The 15,719-nt window shown below is 42.7% G+C and carries 22 protein-coding genes; 14 read left to right on the top strand and 8 right to left on the bottom strand.

Translation table 11 applies throughout. The features are described 5' to 3' along the window. Positions 1-558 carry a YpiB family protein gene (locus IGI78_RS05565; RefSeq protein WP_081118781.1) on the top strand — a complete coding sequence of 186 codons (558 nt, stop codon included), beginning with the start codon at positions 1-3 and terminating at the stop codon, positions 556-558. Between the two features lie 45 nt (positions 559-603). Here the strand turns inward: IGI78_RS05565 and IGI78_RS05570 are convergent, their stop codons facing one another. Next, a complete protein-coding gene (locus IGI78_RS05570; protein WP_010749295.1) occupies positions 604-1,509 on the bottom strand; it encodes a YitT family protein in 906 nt (301 codons plus the stop codon). A 136-nt stretch (positions 1,510-1,645) separates the two neighbouring features. Between IGI78_RS05570 and IGI78_RS05575 the strand changes: the two genes are divergently transcribed. The 4 genes from IGI78_RS05575 to IGI78_RS05590 all read left to right on the top strand — a co-directional run bounded on the left by IGI78_RS05575 (position 1,646) and on the right by IGI78_RS05590 (position 4,099). Further along, on the top strand, positions 1,646-1,996 hold the full coding sequence (locus IGI78_RS05575) for a nucleotide pyrophosphohydrolase (protein WP_016621021.1): 351 nt from the start codon (positions 1,646-1,648) through the stop codon (positions 1,994-1,996). Then, positions 1,983-3,197 carry a CCA tRNA nucleotidyltransferase gene (locus IGI78_RS05580; protein WP_081118780.1) on the top strand — a complete coding sequence of 405 codons (1,215 nt, stop codon included), beginning with the start codon at positions 1,983-1,985 and terminating at the stop codon, positions 3,195-3,197. The genes IGI78_RS05575 and IGI78_RS05580 overlap by 14 nt, the downstream gene beginning before the upstream one ends. Positions 3,198-3,204: 7 nt before the next feature. Continuing rightward, entirely contained in the window at positions 3,205-3,573 is a 369-nt protein-coding gene (locus IGI78_RS05585) for a thioesterase family protein (RefSeq protein ID WP_077452636.1), read from the top strand. Between the two features lie 67 nt (positions 3,574-3,640). After that, positions 3,641-4,099 carry a hypothetical protein gene (locus IGI78_RS05590; RefSeq protein ID WP_008381061.1) on the top strand — a complete coding sequence of 153 codons (459 nt, stop codon included), beginning with the start codon at positions 3,641-3,643 and terminating at the stop codon, positions 4,097-4,099. Positions 4,100-4,132: 33 nt separating this feature from the next. Here IGI78_RS05590 and IGI78_RS05595 read toward each other — a convergent pair whose 3' ends face one another. The 6 genes from IGI78_RS05595 to IGI78_RS05620 form a co-directional block, all read right to left on the bottom strand. After that, a complete protein-coding gene (locus IGI78_RS05595; RefSeq protein WP_074933093.1) occupies positions 4,133-4,408 on the bottom strand; it encodes a hypothetical protein in 276 nt (91 codons plus the stop codon). Between the two features lie 142 nt (positions 4,409-4,550). After that, positions 4,551-5,945, bottom strand: a complete 1,395-nt coding sequence (locus IGI78_RS05600; RefSeq protein ID WP_081118779.1) for a Y-family DNA polymerase — start codon at positions 5,943-5,945, stop codon at positions 4,551-4,553. Between the two features lie 254 nt (positions 5,946-6,199). Further along, positions 6,200-6,586: a VOC family protein gene (locus IGI78_RS05605; protein WP_077452634.1), complete on the bottom strand. Its 387-nt coding sequence runs from the start codon at positions 6,584-6,586 to the stop codon at positions 6,200-6,202. 64 nt (positions 6,587-6,650) lie between these two features. Next, entirely contained in the window at positions 6,651-7,061 is a 411-nt protein-coding gene (fosX, locus tag IGI78_RS05610) for a FosX/FosE/FosI family fosfomycin resistance hydrolase (RefSeq protein ID WP_081118778.1), read from the bottom strand. A gap of 651 nt (positions 7,062-7,712) precedes the next feature. Then, a complete protein-coding gene (gene rpmG, locus IGI78_RS05615) occupies positions 7,713-7,862 on the bottom strand; it encodes a 50S ribosomal protein L33 (protein WP_005229384.1) in 150 nt (49 codons plus the stop codon). Between the two features lie 137 nt (positions 7,863-7,999). Further along, positions 8,000-8,959 carry an ABC transporter substrate-binding protein gene (locus IGI78_RS05620; protein ID WP_081118777.1) on the bottom strand — a complete coding sequence of 320 codons (960 nt, stop codon included), beginning with the start codon at positions 8,957-8,959 and terminating at the stop codon, positions 8,000-8,002. A gap of 202 nt (positions 8,960-9,161) precedes the next feature. Here IGI78_RS05620 and IGI78_RS05625 point away from each other — a divergent pair, with 202 nt between their 5' ends. The 9 genes from IGI78_RS05625 (at position 9,162) to IGI78_RS05665 (ending at position 15,422) form a co-directional block, all read left to right on the top strand. Further along, positions 9,162-9,953 carry an ABC transporter ATP-binding protein gene (locus tag IGI78_RS05625; protein WP_081118776.1) on the top strand — a complete coding sequence of 264 codons (792 nt, stop codon included), beginning with the start codon at positions 9,162-9,164 and terminating at the stop codon, positions 9,951-9,953. Beyond that, on the top strand, positions 9,950-10,930 hold the full coding sequence (locus IGI78_RS05630) for a FecCD family ABC transporter permease (RefSeq protein WP_077452629.1): 981 nt from the start codon (positions 9,950-9,952) through the stop codon (positions 10,928-10,930). The genes IGI78_RS05625 and IGI78_RS05630 overlap by 4 nt, the downstream gene beginning before the upstream one ends. Continuing rightward, on the top strand, positions 10,930-11,907 hold the full coding sequence (locus IGI78_RS05635; RefSeq protein ID WP_081118775.1) for a FecCD family ABC transporter permease: 978 nt from the start codon (positions 10,930-10,932) through the stop codon (positions 11,905-11,907). The genes IGI78_RS05630 and IGI78_RS05635 overlap by 1 nt, the downstream gene beginning before the upstream one ends. A 90-nt stretch (positions 11,908-11,997) precedes the next feature. Next, positions 11,998-12,537 (top strand): 5-formyltetrahydrofolate cyclo-ligase, encoded by a 540-nt coding sequence (locus tag IGI78_RS05640; RefSeq protein ID WP_081118774.1) that lies wholly within the window; start codon positions 11,998-12,000, stop codon positions 12,535-12,537. Between the two features lie 12 nt (positions 12,538-12,549). Further along, complete coding sequence (locus IGI78_RS05645) at positions 12,550-13,218, top strand: rhomboid family intramembrane serine protease (protein WP_005229393.1); 669 nt, start codon at positions 12,550-12,552, stop codon at positions 13,216-13,218. A 30-nt stretch (positions 13,219-13,248) separates the two neighbouring features. After that, positions 13,249-13,458, top strand: coding sequence for a YqgQ family protein (locus IGI78_RS05650; RefSeq protein ID WP_005229394.1), 210 nt, complete (start codon positions 13,249-13,251; stop codon positions 13,456-13,458). Beyond that, positions 13,458-14,429, top strand: coding sequence for an ROK family glucokinase (locus tag IGI78_RS05655; RefSeq protein WP_005229395.1), 972 nt, complete (start codon positions 13,458-13,460; stop codon positions 14,427-14,429). Before IGI78_RS05650 ends, IGI78_RS05655 begins: the two co-directional genes overlap by 1 nt. A gap of 83 nt (positions 14,430-14,512) precedes the next feature. Further along, positions 14,513-14,914, top strand: a complete 402-nt coding sequence (locus tag IGI78_RS05660) for a rhodanese-like domain-containing protein (protein ID WP_016613157.1) — start codon at positions 14,513-14,515, stop codon at positions 14,912-14,914. 151 nt (positions 14,915-15,065) lie between these two features. After that, complete coding sequence (locus tag IGI78_RS05665; protein ID WP_077452625.1) at positions 15,066-15,422, top strand: DUF488 domain-containing protein; 357 nt, start codon at positions 15,066-15,068, stop codon at positions 15,420-15,422. Positions 15,423-15,477: 55 nt separating this feature from the next. On the opposite strand, the gene IGI78_RS05670 is transcribed toward IGI78_RS05665, so the two are convergent. Continuing rightward, positions 15,478-15,645 (bottom strand): DUF3042 family protein, encoded by a 168-nt coding sequence (locus IGI78_RS05670; protein ID WP_017144401.1) that lies wholly within the window; start codon positions 15,643-15,645, stop codon positions 15,478-15,480. Between the last annotated feature and the right edge of the window lie 74 nt (positions 15,646-15,719).

Consider the following 15,719-nt stretch of genomic DNA (forward strand, 5'->3'; position numbering starts at 1 on the left):
ATGAACGTCAATGTACAAGAAAAGAAAAAGTTTCTTAATTGGTTAGTTTCGACCGTTTCCTTCAGTCGTCGTGAAGTCTCTTGGGTGTTGAACTATCTGGCGAATCATGAAGCGATCTTGACCAATGTTCATTTTGTAGAAGGGGCCGCTGCAGCCAAACGAGGGTTAAGTGTCCGCAGTACGGAAATTGGAGGCGAACCCTTTGTCTTGAGTATCGAGGAACAGACCTTTTATGACATTGATCAGATTTTTCATGAGATTCGCATGAATTGGAAACAACCGTTGTATCTTGAATGTCTCTTCCCAGATTCTTGGTCGCAATCCCTATATTTAGCTGTTCTGGAAGACAATCCCTATGAACGGTGGAACGACCACTTGGATCAAGAAATGACCCAACATGTTACCCAGTACCTTGAAAAAGAAGAAGCAAAAACCAAAATCGATACCTTGTATCGGCAGATCGATCGAGCATTGGAAAACGGGGATCGTGATGCCTTCTTAGAACTTTCCGATGAAGTAAATCGGCACTTGCTCCAGCAAAAAGAAGAAAGCCGTTAACAAGCAAAAAGCAGTCCTTTAATCGGGGCTGCTTTTTTTATGTCATTATTTTGTTTTAGAAACAGCGGTTTTGCGCTGTAAGAACCGCGACTTAGGCCTTAAATAGGTAAAGCCTTCGCCTTCGACTTCATGGACATTGATGACCGAAACAAACGCTTGCGGATCAAAGTCATGAACGATGCGCTTGACTTCAGAAATCTCCCGTCCACTGACCACCATATAAATGATTTGTTTCGATACTCTTGAGTAAGCCCCTTCGCCCTGTAAAAACGTGACACCGCGTTCTAATTCATCCATTAAAACAGGAGCCATCTCTTCGCTGTGATTGCTGATCACTAAGATCCCTTTCGCTGAATAGCCGCCGTCTAGGATCGAATCGATCACACGCGTGAAGACATAAGAAAAAATCAACGTATACATCATGCGGTTCAAATCTATATAGGTCAAAGAAAGCAACAGGACGAACACATCAAAGATCAAAAGCGACCGCCCGATCGTCACCCCAAAGTTTTTCTCTAAAATACGTGCCAATACATCGACGCCACCTGTTGTTCCACCAACTTTGTAGACGATCCCACTACCGATTCCTGCAATCAAACCGGCTAAGAGTGCGACGATCAGTAGATCGTGCTGTAGATCGATCAACAGGGGAACACTCTGCCAAAAGGCCAACCAAAAAGACAAACCAAAGGTTCCTAAAATCGTATACACTAATGAGCGTCGACCAAGAATTTTGCCACCGATCAAAATGATCGGAATATTTAAGATCAACGTACTAATGGCAGGATTGATGCCCCATAAGGCTCGCAGGATCAAGGTAATCCCTGTCACACCGCCTTCTGCTAAATCATTTGGGATATTTAGATAGACTAGACCGAAGCCATAAATACTCGTACCGAAAATAATCAAAACAATGTCGCGAATCGTTCGCCATGAAAAAAATGCCCGCATCCTGTTTCCTCCGTTATTCAACTTCCACAAGTATCAATGTAGCACGAAATCATTGAATGTACAACAAATCCTGAGGGGGCTCTATCTAGGCAGGCAGCCATTCTTTTGGTAAGATAAACGAGAAAGGGTGAAGAAGATGACAGAAAAACGTTCTTTGGCATCGATGCAAGAAGAAGTCGATGCCTATATTCAACAATTTAAAACTGGCTATTTCAGCCCCCTCGCCCAAATGGCTCGTTTGACCGAAGAAGTTGGCGAATTGGCGCGAGAAGTGAATCACTATTACGGGGAAAAAAATAAAAAAAGCGATGAAGTTGAAAAGACCGTGGCAGAAGAACTCGGTGATGTACTCTTTGTGACGATGATCATGGCTAATTCACTAGACATCGACCTGACTGAAGTGTTTGAGGAAAATATGGCAAAATTCAATCAGCGGGATGCGTATCGTTTTGAAAGAAAAGATGGGAAAGTACATGAAGCTGACTAAACTACCAAAAGAATTTGCAGAAGCTGCACCACTCCTAAAAAAAATCGAAGCCGCAGGCTATGAAGCCTACTTCGTTGGCGGCAGCGTGCGGGATACGATCTTAGGCCAGCCGATCCATGATGTCGATATTGCTACCAGTGCATTTCCAGCCGAGATCAAGGCGCTTTTTCCTCGAACCATTGACATTGGTATCGAGCATGGGACGGTGCTGGTCTTGTGGGAGCAGGCGCAATATGAGATTACCACGTTTCGAACCGAAGCCGCCTATCAGGATTATCGTAGACCTGACAAAGTCGATTTTGTCCGTTCCTTGAAAGAAGATCTAAAGCGGCGGGATTTTACCATCAATGCATTGGCACTTCAAGAAGATGGGGTCATCATTGATCTTTTCGATGGACTTGCAGATATCGAAAATCAAATTTTACGAGCAGTGGGTCACCCACAGGAACGGTTTCATGAGGATGCGCTGCGAATGATGCGGGGGCTACGTTTTGTCAGCCAATTAGGCTTTGTTTTGGAAAAAGAAACGTTGGCTGCTATCCATGCGAATCATGCCTTGTTAGGAAAAATCTCTGTTGAACGGATCATGATTGAATTCGTCAAATTACTGTTAGGCAATCATCGTAATCAAGCATTACAGGCTTTCGTAGAAACCGAATGCTATATCTACTGCCCAGGCTTACGGGAATATGGCGAAGCGTTGTTGCGGATGGCAGACTTGCCCGCGATTCCTTTAGAAACCGAAACGGCTGCTTGGGTTTTGCTCATTGACCAAATCGGTTTAGCTCCTGAGGCAGTCCGCAGCTTTTTAAAAGCTTGGAAATGTTCCAATGACTGCATCCGCCAAGTACAAACGGTCTATCAAGCACTGCTAATGCGTCGAAACGGCGAATGGAACGATCTGCTGTTGTATCAGTTCGGTCTCGAAGCGACCTATTTAGCCGAGGGATTATTGCGTTATGACAAGCTGCCCAATGATCCTGCAAAAATCAGTCAGCGGTATCAGCAACTACCGATCCATTCTTTGAAGGAGCTGGCGATCAATGGACGCGATTTGCTGCAGACAGTTGATCGTTCTTCTGGGCCGTGGCTCAAAGAAGTCTTGGCTGCTGCCGAAGCTGCAGTCATCACACGGAAAGTTCCTAATGAGAAAGAAGCACTGTTGGCATTTGCCCAAGCATATTTAGCGAAGGAGGGATAACTGAAGAATGGAAAGTAAAAAAGACTTTCTCGTTGACCTTCAAGACACTGCGGCTGTTATGGGTTCTGGGGGCTTGGCAGTTTTAGCAACCCCTCGACTGGTAGCAATGGTGGAAAACACCTGTTGGGAAGCACTTGAGCCTACTTTAGATAAAGGGTTTACTACCGTGGGTACAAAGTTTTCGATCGATCATTTAAAACCTTCCCCAGTCGGAGCAACAATCACTGTTTTTGTCCAATGGGAAAAAGAACAAGGATTCCAGTTTGATTATCAGGTGACCGATGGGTCTCAACAACTCATTGCCAAAGGGACTCATCAACGAGCGGCGGTGGAAATCTCTCGGTTTATGAAAAAAGTCAACGAAAACCAAAGTTAATTTGTGTCCCAGTAGCGACTATGTGTTAGAATTAAAATGTATTATTAATAAAAAGGAGCGTTTTGTCATGGCTAGAGAAATGAAAGCTTTAAAATTTTATTTCCGTAATGGAGAAACATGGACGATCGAGCGCCGTTACATCGGTGACTTGTGGATCAAACAAATCACGACCAGTTTTGGCCGTATCCACGGAAGTGAATTTGTTGAGATTCATCCATGTGCTGGGTTCAAAATTGAAATCTTCCAAGAAGGCGATCATGTGGCAACACATGACATCAACTTAGGCGGACTTGAATTAGGGATGTTTGCTCGTGCGTTGAAATATGAAGATATTGAACGGATGGAAATTCTTTACCGTAACGGTACACCGGATCTTGTGTATTTCCCATACAAGGACAAAGATACGGAAGGATTGGATAATGTATACCAATCAACAAAAATCAGTGAAAAAACGAAGAGTCTGTATATCGTGATCGACCCAAATCAAACGGTTGATGACGTTTATCAAGAACATTTCGAAGAATAAGAAAAACGCAGAACCAGCTGGTTCTGCGTTTTTTTAGAATGATTCTTGGAACATATCCGTATACTTTTTCAATAAAAGATAATCTTCGGCATATTCATCTTTTAAAACGATCGTATCGCCAAAAAAACTTTTACGAGCATGTTGAATGATCCGATGCTGAATGTCTTTTTCCAGAAGGTAATCGATCTCAGACTGTTTCAGGTTTTGTGCAGCAGTCGCCCGATTCTTTTCTACATATTGCAGCAAATCGTACTCAAGGTGTCCTGCACCATTGATGACTCGTTTGTATTCGATTTTGTCAATTTTCATCTGCTCACACTCCTTGCTATTAAAGTACCTTAGAAAGGAACAAAGGGGGAGATGAATGAATCGAAATTACATAAATCTTTAAAAAATAGACCATTTGTTAATGTTATCTTAAGAATTGTGATCACAAAAGAAAGAAACAAATTTATGTAACTGTCGTTTGCGAACCATTAGCTATCGATTCTTTCTCCGTTTGCTGATGGACAGGTCCTATGTTGGCAATCCCATCTAGACCACCAGCATGACCACCAACTAATTTGCTACGGGCAATGGCACGAGCACCTTCCATCCGGCTTGTGGCGTGAACGATCGAAGTGAAGCCGTATTTTTCACGAATCTTATCGATGATCAAATCTAATTTACGTTGGCGCAACTGCGTTTCTGCTTGCTCAAAAAGATCCAACTGAACATTTTCTGTATAAACCAATTTTGAATAGGTAATACCAATGTGGCGAACGACTTGCCCGGTATAAAATTTTCGAAAGAGAAACAGGCAATGAGCAACAAGCTTGCGGGTATTGTCGGTTGGTGGGATCTTCATTTGCCGGGAAAAACCAGAGGCAGTTTCCCCAAAGGCTACGCCGATGTAAACATTGATACAAGCGGTCTGACAATGATGGCGGCGAATTCGGGCGGCAACTTGCTCCGCCATTTCCTTGATGACGATCTCGATTTCTTCTTGCAAGTAATAATTGCGGTGCAGGACCTGACTGTTGCCATAACTTTTTTCCATGACCTGCGGTGTCGGTTCAGATAAAATCGTGCGATCAATGCCGTGAGCGTGATGGTAGAGCTGCTCACCAATGATCCCCATGCGGCTGCGCAAAAGATCAGGACTGGCATGAGCCAATTGTTCGATCGTTTCAATCCCCATCAAGTGAAGTCGTTTTTCTGTGCGTCGACCGATTCCCCAAAACTCCGTCATAGGGGCGATTTGCCAAACTTTTGTCGGTACATCTTCGTAGGTCCATTCGGCAATCAAGGAACGGTTGTGTTTGGATTCGTTATCCAAAGCCAATTTTGCTAACAAAGGGTTGTCGCCAATACCGATGGTGACATACAATTTCGTTGTTTCGTAAATGTCTTTTTGAATTTGCTGGGCAATCAGCCATCGTTTTTCTTCGCGAGAAATGGTTTTATCGGGAATGAAAAGATCCAGTGTACGGGTCAGATCCATCATCGTTTCGTCAATTGAATAGATCAGTAAGTCGTCTTGTCCAACATATTTGCGAAAGACATTATTGACTTTGGTATTTTCTTTGATATAAAAACTCATACGTGGCGATGCTTTGTATAAATCGGGATGCGTCGGCAGATTGTCATTGCGAGTCACGTTTGAGATTCCTAATGCCGATTTTGCCTTGGGGGAAGCCGCTAAGATTAAGCCATTTCCAGTATTGTCAGAATGAGACATGACGACCAGCATCGCTTGGATAGGGTCTAATCCGCGCGAGATGCATTCGACAGAAGCATAAAAACTTTTAACATCGATAAATAAGATATCGCGTTTTGGCTCGAGCGCATAATTAAAACCACCCATTTTTATCACTCCTTACCGAGATTATACGAACGTTTGTTCTTTTTTGTCAAGCGAACAGGAGCGGATGGGTTAATTTGTTTTTTTATAGAGATATTATTTTCGTTTCTAATTGAGGAGAAACGTTGGTTTATAAGAAATACATTCAATTCAGATTGTCAGAATTCGATTGGACATTAAAACGGGATTTTGTCTTTTTACCCGCCGGAATGATTAAAAAAACAGCCGATCCATTGGATCGACTGTCGCTTTATGGATCAATTTTCGGCAGGTAGCGTTGCAAACAAACTTAAGAGATTGCCGTCTATATCTTTGACGATGGCATAGCGTTGCCCCCAAAAGGCAGACCAGGGTTCTTTGAAAGACTGATACCCGGCAGCTACGACTTTTGCATGAAGGGCATCAACTTCTTCAGGGGAATCACATAAAAAGGCTAATTCAATCGTATCACCCACAGTCATTGGTGGATGTCCGTAGATCCCGGCAACCATTTTGCGACTATTCAAGGAGATGCGAACACCATCATTTGCTAATTCCATATAATCTTCTGAGTGCTGACCTAATGGCGTGAAGCCAAGTACTTGATAAAAAGCCAGTGCCTGTTCCATGTTCTTTGTGATAATACCGACCATATCTAGTTTCATTTTTTTCTTCCTTTCATGTGGGAATTCTTTACATAACAGTCCATGCAGTTGCGAGCAATGAAGATTACTTAATTTCTGTCAGACGGTAATGGTGCAATCGTTCAGCCAACGTACCAGTATGCAGTTCAAACAAATGGTTGTCATCGTCGTAAAAATAAATAGAAGCACCTTCGCCTTTGATACGAGAACGATCTTTTTCAATCTTCAATCCTAGTCCTTGGATGCGCGTAATCAAGGAATCGATTTGAATTGGATCGATTTTAAAGGCAATATGGTTATACGTTTTCGGCAGCTTCTGGGAGGTATCCTCCATAACAGCAAGCCATAAGCCATCGATCAAAAAGAATTTTTCTGGGAAGTAAGAATGAGACTGGTCTCGGCTATCATAAATTTCCTCTGCTTCAAACAATGTTTCCAGCATCGTTGTCGTCTTTGCTAAATTCTGTACGATCAACGTGATATGGGAAATCTCCATCGCATCAACACTCCTTTGTTATGACGAAATAGGGGAAAGAGAAACAATTAGTATCAAAAGAAGCATTATGTTAGTGATTGTGAAATACCAAGAGGAAGAGCAGAACATAAAACAGTGCATCTGTTGCGCAAGGAATAAGTTTCTTCTTGTATTTTTTCCAAAAGAAGACATTTATTAAGAAGAGGACAATCACCGTCGGTAGGCTAAAGGTCCAAGCAGGGTGTTTGATGAAAATGAAAAGCATATTTCCAATAAGAGCAAAAAGAAAAGCGCCATAAAACAGACGATAGTTACTAGGTAGATACGTAAAATTGCCAAGCATGGGTTCACCTCCTATAGGCAGTATAGCATGAAAGGGGCGGCTGGTACTCAAAGTATATTGAAAGGACAGCTAGAAGAAAAAGCTGGTTCACGTTCTATGTGCCGCCTTTGTTGAACATTAGTTTCTTTTTTTCATTATACATTAAAAGTTATTTATACGTCGCTTCAAAGAAAAAGTTGGTTCAAAAGTTCAAAGCAAATAAGTGAAAATAGGGGAGTGGTTGTGTAAAGAGGGAAATAAAAATGCAGCAGCTATCATTGCAAAATGTCTGAAAAAAAGAAGTTCGCAAACGCCTTGGTTATCAGCGTTTGCGAACTTCTTAAATAGTATTATTTTGTTTCGCGGTGTAAAGTAACTTTTCTTTCACGTGGGCAATATTTTTTCTTTTCCAAACGATCAGGATTGTTACGTTTGTTTTTGTTTGATAAGTAGTTGCGTTCTTTACAAGAAGTGCACTCTAATGTGATGTTTACGCGCATGATTTTCCCCCCTAACGATACAAGAATCCTCTAAGAAATCTCTCAGACTAAAATATAATAGCATGTTTCGTGAGGGAATGCTAGCTTTTTCCTGAAATTTGTTAAGTAGTTTTACTTGACGAATTTCTTGAAACCCATTAGTCCAATTTGCTCTGGATATCTTCGATCATTTTGGTATAGGCGATCGGACCGTTGTAGAGCCAGCTTGATTCAGGGCCGAATTCCCATAAATGATTGTTTTTGACTGCATCGAGATTTTGCCAGACTTGTTCACTGAAAAAATCAGCGCCTTTATCACTATTCACTAAAATCAAGTAATCGGCATCCAATTCTGCCAGCTTTTCAAGAGAAACTGCAGACCAATCGGCAGTGGCACTTTCACTGATTTCTGAAACTAGTGTGGGAACTTCAAAACCGAGTTCATGATAAAGTAGCTGACCACTTGATTTTGTTTCTGAAACCATAAAGACGGAATTATTGACCACCCATAAAACAGCGATCGACTTGCCTTTGATTTGATCAGCATAAGCTTCTTTGGTAGCAGCGACTAAATCATCATAATCGGCTTCTACTTGGGCAGCTTGCTCTTCTTTGTGTAAGACCTTTGCGATATCTGTCAAGCGTTCACGCCAGGTCACGTCTTCGCCATTTGTGACCACATAAGTTGGCGCGATCTTGCTGTATTGTTCATATTTGTCACCTTCCACCATGGAACTGCTGTCCATCAGTAGCAGGTCTGGTTCAAAGCTCAAGACATCTTCATAGGGCAGATCATAATTGATTCTTGGCACATCTGCTAGTTTGTCTTGCAAGTATGCTTGATCACTGTCATTGCCGACGGTCCATTGAGCAACCGGTGTTACCCCTAAAGCAACCAAATAATCTTCCAAATAACTACCGATCACCCGTTGTGGGTTTTCGGGAACAGTGACTTCATTTCCCATCGCATCGGTAAAGGTTGTTGCTATTTCTGAAGAAGTAGTGGCTGATCCACTGCTATCCGTTGAGTCATTATTCGTGCCGCAAGCACCCAGTAGGGTAAGGGAGCAGGCAGCTAGTAGGGTAAGCCAAGTACTTCTTTTTGACCATTGTTTCATAAAAACACTTCCTCCTTTGTTACATGTTGAGCACTTATTGCTTTAATTGAGAATAGTTCTCATTTGCTGATAGCTATTATCACGAAGAATCCCTCGTTTGTCAATCATATTTTTTTATTTCCTTTTTTTAGAACTATTGACGAATAGCAGGATTACATTCATAATTGATAAGCATTATCAATCAATTATTTTGGGGACGAATATGGCGAAATTACGAACAGTTGACTTGAGTGTCGGCTATCAAAAACAAAAAATTGTGCAAAATCTAACAATCGAGATACCAGAAGGAAAAATCATCGGGTTGATTGGTCCGAATGGCAGTGGAAAATCGACATTTTTAAAGGCACTCGCCCGAATTTTACAGCCTTTGTCTGGTGAGGTCCTATTAGATACCCAAAACCTACAGAACATTAAAACCAAAGAAGTGGCTAAAAAGATTGCGCTGCTTTCTCAAGTTAGCGACTCATCGATTGGCTTGACGATTCGCGAAATCGTTTCTTACGGTCGTTTTCCCTATCAAAAAGGACTGAATAGTCTATCGGAACAAGATCTTGCAGCGATTGACTGGTCCTTGCAGGCAACGGGTTTGACGCCACTGGCAGATGAAACGATCAGTACGCTGTCAGGGGGACAAAAACAGCGCGTATGGATTGCCATGGCACTGGCGCAAGATACGGATATCGTGATTTTAGATGAACCAACGACTTTTTTAGATCCTGCGCATCAATTAGAAATTTTGCTCTTATTACAGCAAATCAATAAAACCTACGGAAAAACGATCATTATGTCGATTCATGACCTGAATCATGCGTCACGTTTTTCTGATTATATTTACGCATTAAAAGGTGGAGAGCTTTTGGTTTCCGGTACACCGGAAACAGTGCTGACCAAAGAATGGCTGCAACGTTTGTTTGAAATCGATGCCGTGTTAGGTACCTTTCCTAATAGTACAAAGCCGTTGGTCTTGACCTATGAGTTAGGAGCCCAAGCATGAAAAAATTTCCTTGGTTGCTGCTGCTTTTTAGCGGCTGCTTTATTATCTGTTTCTTTTTAGCGATCACTCAAGGAGCGGCCAACCTTTCTTTTGAAACGATTGGGGATGCTGTCTTTGCTTTTGATTATGAGAATCAGCTGCATCAAGTCTTGCGCAATATTCGGTTGCCGCGTGTTTTGGCTGCTTTTCTAGTAGGAAGCTGTTTTGCTGTTACAGGAGCCATCATGCAGGGGATTACGAGAAATCCCTTGGCAGACGGTGGTCTTTTAGGTGTCAATAGTGGGGCTGCCTTGGGACTAGCGATCGCATTTATCCTCTTTCCTAGTGTGCAACCGAGTCAAGCGGCGCTGTTTTCCTTTTTTGGTGCGTTTGCGGCAACTGGGCTGCTTTTTTTACTGACCAGATACGCCAAACTAGGCATGTCGCCCACGGGACTGATTTTGGCTGGTGTGGCATTAAGTTCTTTTTTCTCAGCCATTAGTCAAACTCTGTCATTGCAATTTGATTTAAACCAAGAGCTAGCCTTTTGGTTTATCGGTGGTGCGGCGAATGTGACTTGGCAACAGCTGCGTTTTGTGGGACCCATCTATCTGATAGCCATCGTTTTTGTGCTACGTCTAGGAAAAGCCCTCAATCTGTTAGCGCTAGGAGATGACACCGTTATTTCATTAGGGAAGTACCCGCATCTGATTCGGGCATCTGCCTTACTGTTAGTCGTAGTTTTGGCGGGAATGGCGGTTTCGCTTGTTGGACCGGTCAGTTTTGTCGGCTTAATGGTTCCTCATGTCGTGCGAGGAATGGTGGGTAAAAACTATCAACTGATTTTGCCTTTGACGATCATCGGAGGCGGGACTCTAGTGATGGCCGCTGATCTGGCAGGTCGCTTGATCAATCCCCCTTTTGAGACGCCATTTGGGATACTGATGGCGTTGATCGGTGTGCCTTTTCTATTGGTCAAGATACGGAGGGAAGACTGATGAAAAAAACACTCTTTGTTTTTTTTCTACTGGTGATGGCCGCTTTTTTAGGAAGTGTCATGGTAGGAAAAACAATCCTAACCTTTCAAACATTAGGCGCAATCTTTCAAGGAACGGCGTCTTCAAGTCAAGTACTGACGTTTACTGAGTTTCGACTGCCACGGGCTTGTCTGGCATTGATCGCCGGCGGTGCCTTTGGTTTTTCTGGGTTTGTCTTGCAAGGGGTGACGAGAAATGAGCTGGCTGATGCAAGTATCGTAGGAATCAACAATGGCGCGGGTCTCTTTGTAATGATCTACTTAGGGTTTTATACCCAAGGATCGCAGCTCTTGCCTTTTGTTGGGATCATCGGTGGTTTATTAGCTGCATTACTGGTCTATTTGATTGCCTATAAGCACCACCAATTGTTGTCGATGGAGCGAGTGCTGCTGGCGGGAATCGCTGTCAATGCAGGGTTGGCGGCGGCTACCTTACTTTTTACGGTGGAATTATCAAAAGATCGCTATCGCTTTGTAGCAGCATGGCTTTCAGGTTCGATTTGGGGAACTTCTTGGCAGCAAATCACCAGTCTGCTTCCTTGGGTCATCGTATTGTCTGCCGCAGCGTTCTGGACCGTACCAAGGCTTAATTTACTTGGCTTTGGCGAGGAGCAGGCAATTAGCTTAGGGGTTTCTTTGACCCGTTTGCGGACGTGGTTTTTAGTGATCGCGGTTGGTTTGGCTGCCAGTACGGTTGGCTATACCGGTAATTTAGCCTTTGTTGGCTTATTAGCGCCTCATATCGCCAAGGGGCTCATCGGCAGAGAATCTCGCAGTGCCTTTTTCTTAGCCGGAATGATCGGCAGTCTGCTAGTCTTAGTCAGTGATACGATCGGCCGTTTACTATTGACAAGCGGTGAGATCCCAGCTGGTATCATCATTTCTATCGTAGGGGCACCGTACTTCGTCTACTTACTGATCCGACGCAAGGGGCGATAAGCAAAAAGTCATGATCATGCCAAGAAATCTGCGATTCTAGTTTGCTATTTGGACACAGTTTTTGGTACTATTTCTGAGAGGAGTGATCCAATGGAAAAACCAGTCATTAGAGAGCACATGATCCAAACATTAAAAAAAATGCCGATCAAGCAAAAGCAGCAGAAAGAAACGGTGATTTTGCAGTTGCTGTTTTCTTCTCAGATTTGGCAAACGGCTGAGTCAGTAGGTGTGATCCGTTCGTTGCCATTTGAATTTGATACAGCGGCTATTTTTGCTAAAGGATTTGAACAAAACAAACGAATCGCAGTGCCGAAAGCACAACAAAAAAAATTGCAGTTTTATCATGTGGAGCCGGCAACGCGTTATGAAACGTCGGCATTTGGGGTTGAAGAGCCGATCAGTGAGCAAGAAGCCCATCACTTGGATTTGCTGATTGTTCCCGGTTTGGCTTTTTCGAAAACAGGCTATCGCATCGGCTTTGGCGGTGGCTATTTTGATCGTTTCTTATCAGCTTTTGATGGCAAGACCGTTTCTTTGGTTTTCGGAGAACAATTCAACGATCAATGGACACCAGATGTATTCGACATCCCAATCGATAAAATCTATACGGATTCGCTTATTCGCACGTAAAGGAGCACGTCAATGAATTCTCAAATGAAAAGATGGCTGAATCAGCCGGTCTTCACGTATCTGTTTTTAGCTATCCAAACAATTGTGTTTATCTTAGGTTATTTTAGTCCCTCTATTCAATCAGGCGGGGTGATGTTTGGTCCGTTTGTCGTCTATTTAAATGAATATTGGCGTTTCGTTACCCCAATTTTTCTACATTTCGGGTTGGCACATTTTGCGATCAACTCTGTGATTCTCTATTATATGGGGCAGCAAGTAGAAGCCATCTATGGTCATAGCCGCTTTTTTGCCTTGTATTTACTAAGCGGCATCATGGGCAATACCATGAGTTTCGCATTCAACCAAATAGGGGTTCAATCAGCAGGCGCTAGTACTTCTTTATTTGGACTTTTTGGGGCATTTTTGATCTTAGGTTGGCATTTTAGAAATGATTATCGCATCCAAGCAATGGTACGGCAATTTGCCTTATTCGTTGGATTGAACCTAGTTTTTGGGGTGTTTGATCAAACGATCGATATGTGGGGACACATTGGGGGGATCCTCGGTGGGTTATTGTTAGGGAATCTTTTGGCATTGCCAAAGAACTACGGAAAATATTCGATCCACACCAGAATCCTTTCTGGCGTACTCTTTGTTTTCTTATTGGCTATTTTTGTGATATATGGTTTTAAAAAATATTAATTACTTGTATAATAAGCAGGAAGTGGTTAAATGGAAACGTTATATGACGTACAACAATTACTGAAACAATTTGGTGTTTACGTATATGTCGGCAAGCGGATCTACGATATAGAACTGATGCAAATCGAGCTGAAGAACTTTTATGACAGTCGCTTGATAGATCGGGATGTATATCTGACTGCCCGGCGAATTCTTACGCGGGAGCATCGAATTGAAGAAAGCCGGGAGGAAAACAAGTGATGGACAAAAAAATCATCGGAATTGATTTAGGCGGAACAACTGTGAAATTCGCTATTTTAACGAGCGAAGGCGAGATTCAGCAAAAATGGAGTATTGACACCAATATTCTTGATGAAGGCTCACATATCGTGCCAGAAATCGTGGCATCGATCAATCATCGCCTAGAATTATATGGTTTACAGCCAGAAGCATTTATCGGTATTGGTATGGGGACACCAGGAAGTGTCGATCGTGACAAAGGAACCGTCATCGGTGCCTACAATCTGAACTGGAAAACACTTCAGCCAGTCAAAGAACTGATTGAAAAAGGCACAAAAATCCCATTTGCCATCGATAACGATGCCAATGTAGCAGCTTTAGGTGAGCGTTGGAAAGGGGCAGGGGATAACAATCCTGATGTCATCTTTATCACACTAGGTACAGGTGTTGGCGGCGGTATCATCATGGAAGGGCAATTGCTTCATGGGGTTGCTGGTTGTGCTGGAGAAATCGGTCATATCACTGTTGATCCTGAAGGGTTTGAATGTACTTGCGGCAAACGTGGTTGTTTAGAAACGGTTTCTAGTGCGACGGGTGTTGTGCGAGTTGCTCGACAGCTAGCAGAAGAATATGCTGGCGACTCGGCATTGAAACAACAGCTGGACAATGGGGAAGATGTTTCAAGTAAAGATATTTTTGAAGCGGCTCAAGCAAACGATCCATTTGGCTTGATGGTCGTTGATAAAGTGTGCTTCTACCTTGGGTTGGCATGCGGAAACCTAGGAAACACATTAAATCCATCAAGTATCGTTTTAGGTGGAGGCGTATCAGCAGCCGGTGAATTTTTACGTGAACGGGTTGCTGCCTACTTTGCTCAGTTTACCTTCCCACAGGTAACGGAAAGTACCGAAATCAAATTGGCAGAACTTGGGAATGACGCCGGTGTGATCGGGGCAGCATCATTAGCTTTGCAATTTGCAGCAAAAGCATAGATGACAAGCTGCTAGGCAATGATACATTCAAGCAGCATACATCAAAAAAAGAATGATTGTTACAACAGAGAGGAATAGAAGAAATGACACCAATTATGTGGCTAAACTTGGTTTTGGCATTAATTATCTTAGCAATCGCTTTGAACTGGGCGTATTTTCAAATCATGGGACGCCGTTCAGCAACGATCATCTCAGAAGATGAATTCAAAGCAGGAATGAAGAAAGCCCAAGTGATCGATGTTCGGGAAAAAAATGAGTTTGACAGTGGACATATTTTAGGGGCGCGTAATATTCCCTTTACTGTTTTGACGAATTCCTTCAGCGCATTTCGTAAAGATCAACCGATCTACTTATATGACACGCGTAAATCGTTGAGCATTCGGGCAGCAAATAAATTACGCAAAGAAGGCTTTACCAACGTCTATATCCTAAAAGAAGGGTATGAAGGCTGGAGCGGCAAGACGAAAAAGAAAAATAGTTTATAAAACAGAGAACTCAAGGCAAAAGAACACAAGCAAATTTGAATGAGCGACGAAACACCAAACGGAGTGTTTCAAGTAAGTCATTGTTCAAGTTACATTGTGGGCTTTTGCCTTTATTTATAGAACTTAGGTCTATCAGTAAGGAGAGTGTGCATTGATCAAGCGAAAAAGAATTTATGAAGCGGCGGAAACGACAGATGGCTATCGGGTATTGGTGGATCGCATCTGGCCCAGAGGAATGAAAAAGGAGACAGCACAGATCGATCTATGGCTTAAAGCAGTCGCACCAAGTACTGAATTGCGCAAATGGTTTGGGCATGATCCTGAACGTTTTGATGCGTTTAAAGACCGCTATCTACAAGAATTAGAGAAAACGCCAGCCAAAGATGCCTTGGCACAGTTAAAAACGTTGGTTGCTGAACAAGAGACCGTGACCTTACTATACGGAGCGAAAAATGAAGAACAAAATCAAGCCGTGATTTTGCAGGACTTACTGGAGAAGGAAGAATGATACCTAAAAGAGCCGCCAGCCTATTGAAGGCTGACGGCTCTTTTGTAGCAAATGATTAACGGGCAACGCTTTTACGCATCGCACGTTTCCGTTTTTCATCATGATCCGCTTGTTGTTCATCAATTGGATCAATCACTTGTTTCTTGACCGTCATAACAACACTTGCAGCTGCAGCAACCGTTGCGACTGTTCCTACTAAAAATCCTGAAAGAAATCGTTTCATCATTAAACACCTCGCCTTTAGTTATAGGTTCATTATGAATGAAAACGGAAAAAATATCAAAAAAAATCACTTTT

The organism is Enterococcus sp. DIV1767 (genome assembly GCF_050542585.1).
GTDB lineage: Bacteria > Bacillota > Bacilli > Lactobacillales > Enterococcaceae > Enterococcus_D > Enterococcus_D innesii.

Coding starts and splice junctions, on each gene's coding strand:
- IGI78_RS05565 (WP_081118781.1), top strand. CDS start 1: ATGAACGTCAATGTACAAGAAAAGAAAAAGTTTCTTAATTGGTTAGTT.
- IGI78_RS05570 (WP_010749295.1), bottom strand. CDS start 1,509: ATGCGGGCATTTTTTTCATGGCGAACGATTCGCGACATTGTTTTGATT.
- IGI78_RS05575 (WP_016621021.1), top strand. CDS start 1,646: ATGACAGAAAAACGTTCTTTGGCATCGATGCAAGAAGAAGTCGATGCC.
- IGI78_RS05580 (WP_081118780.1), top strand. CDS start 1,983: ATGAAGCTGACTAAACTACCAAAAGAATTTGCAGAAGCTGCACCACTC.
- IGI78_RS05585 (WP_077452636.1), top strand. CDS start 3,205: ATGGAAAGTAAAAAAGACTTTCTCGTTGACCTTCAAGACACTGCGGCT.
- IGI78_RS05590 (WP_008381061.1), top strand. CDS start 3,641: ATGGCTAGAGAAATGAAAGCTTTAAAATTTTATTTCCGTAATGGAGAA.
- IGI78_RS05595 (WP_074933093.1), bottom strand. CDS start 4,408: ATGAAAATTGACAAAATCGAATACAAACGAGTCATCAATGGTGCAGGA.
- IGI78_RS05600 (WP_081118779.1), bottom strand. CDS start 5,945: ATGGGTGGTTTTAATTATGCGCTCGAGCCAAAACGCGATATCTTATTT.
- IGI78_RS05605 (WP_077452634.1), bottom strand. CDS start 6,586: ATGAAACTAGATATGGTCGGTATTATCACAAAGAACATGGAACAGGCA.
- fosX (WP_081118778.1), bottom strand. CDS start 7,061: ATGGAGATTTCCCATATCACGTTGATCGTACAGAATTTAGCAAAGACG.
- rpmG (WP_005229384.1), bottom strand. CDS start 7,862: ATGCGCGTAAACATCACATTAGAGTGCACTTCTTGTAAAGAACGCAAC.
- IGI78_RS05620 (WP_081118777.1), bottom strand. CDS start 8,959: ATGAAACAATGGTCAAAAAGAAGTACTTGGCTTACCCTACTAGCTGCC.
- IGI78_RS05625 (WP_081118776.1), top strand. CDS start 9,162: ATGGCGAAATTACGAACAGTTGACTTGAGTGTCGGCTATCAAAAACAA.
- IGI78_RS05630 (WP_077452629.1), top strand. CDS start 9,950: ATGAAAAAATTTCCTTGGTTGCTGCTGCTTTTTAGCGGCTGCTTTATT.
- IGI78_RS05635 (WP_081118775.1), top strand. CDS start 10,930: ATGAAAAAAACACTCTTTGTTTTTTTTCTACTGGTGATGGCCGCTTTT.
- IGI78_RS05640 (WP_081118774.1), top strand. CDS start 11,998: ATGGAAAAACCAGTCATTAGAGAGCACATGATCCAAACATTAAAAAAA.
- IGI78_RS05645 (WP_005229393.1), top strand. CDS start 12,550: ATGAATTCTCAAATGAAAAGATGGCTGAATCAGCCGGTCTTCACGTAT.
- IGI78_RS05650 (WP_005229394.1), top strand. CDS start 13,249: ATGGAAACGTTATATGACGTACAACAATTACTGAAACAATTTGGTGTT.
- IGI78_RS05655 (WP_005229395.1), top strand. CDS start 13,458: ATGGACAAAAAAATCATCGGAATTGATTTAGGCGGAACAACTGTGAAA.
- IGI78_RS05660 (WP_016613157.1), top strand. CDS start 14,513: ATGACACCAATTATGTGGCTAAACTTGGTTTTGGCATTAATTATCTTA.
- IGI78_RS05670 (WP_017144401.1), bottom strand. CDS start 15,645: ATGAAACGATTTCTTTCAGGATTTTTAGTAGGAACAGTCGCAACGGTT.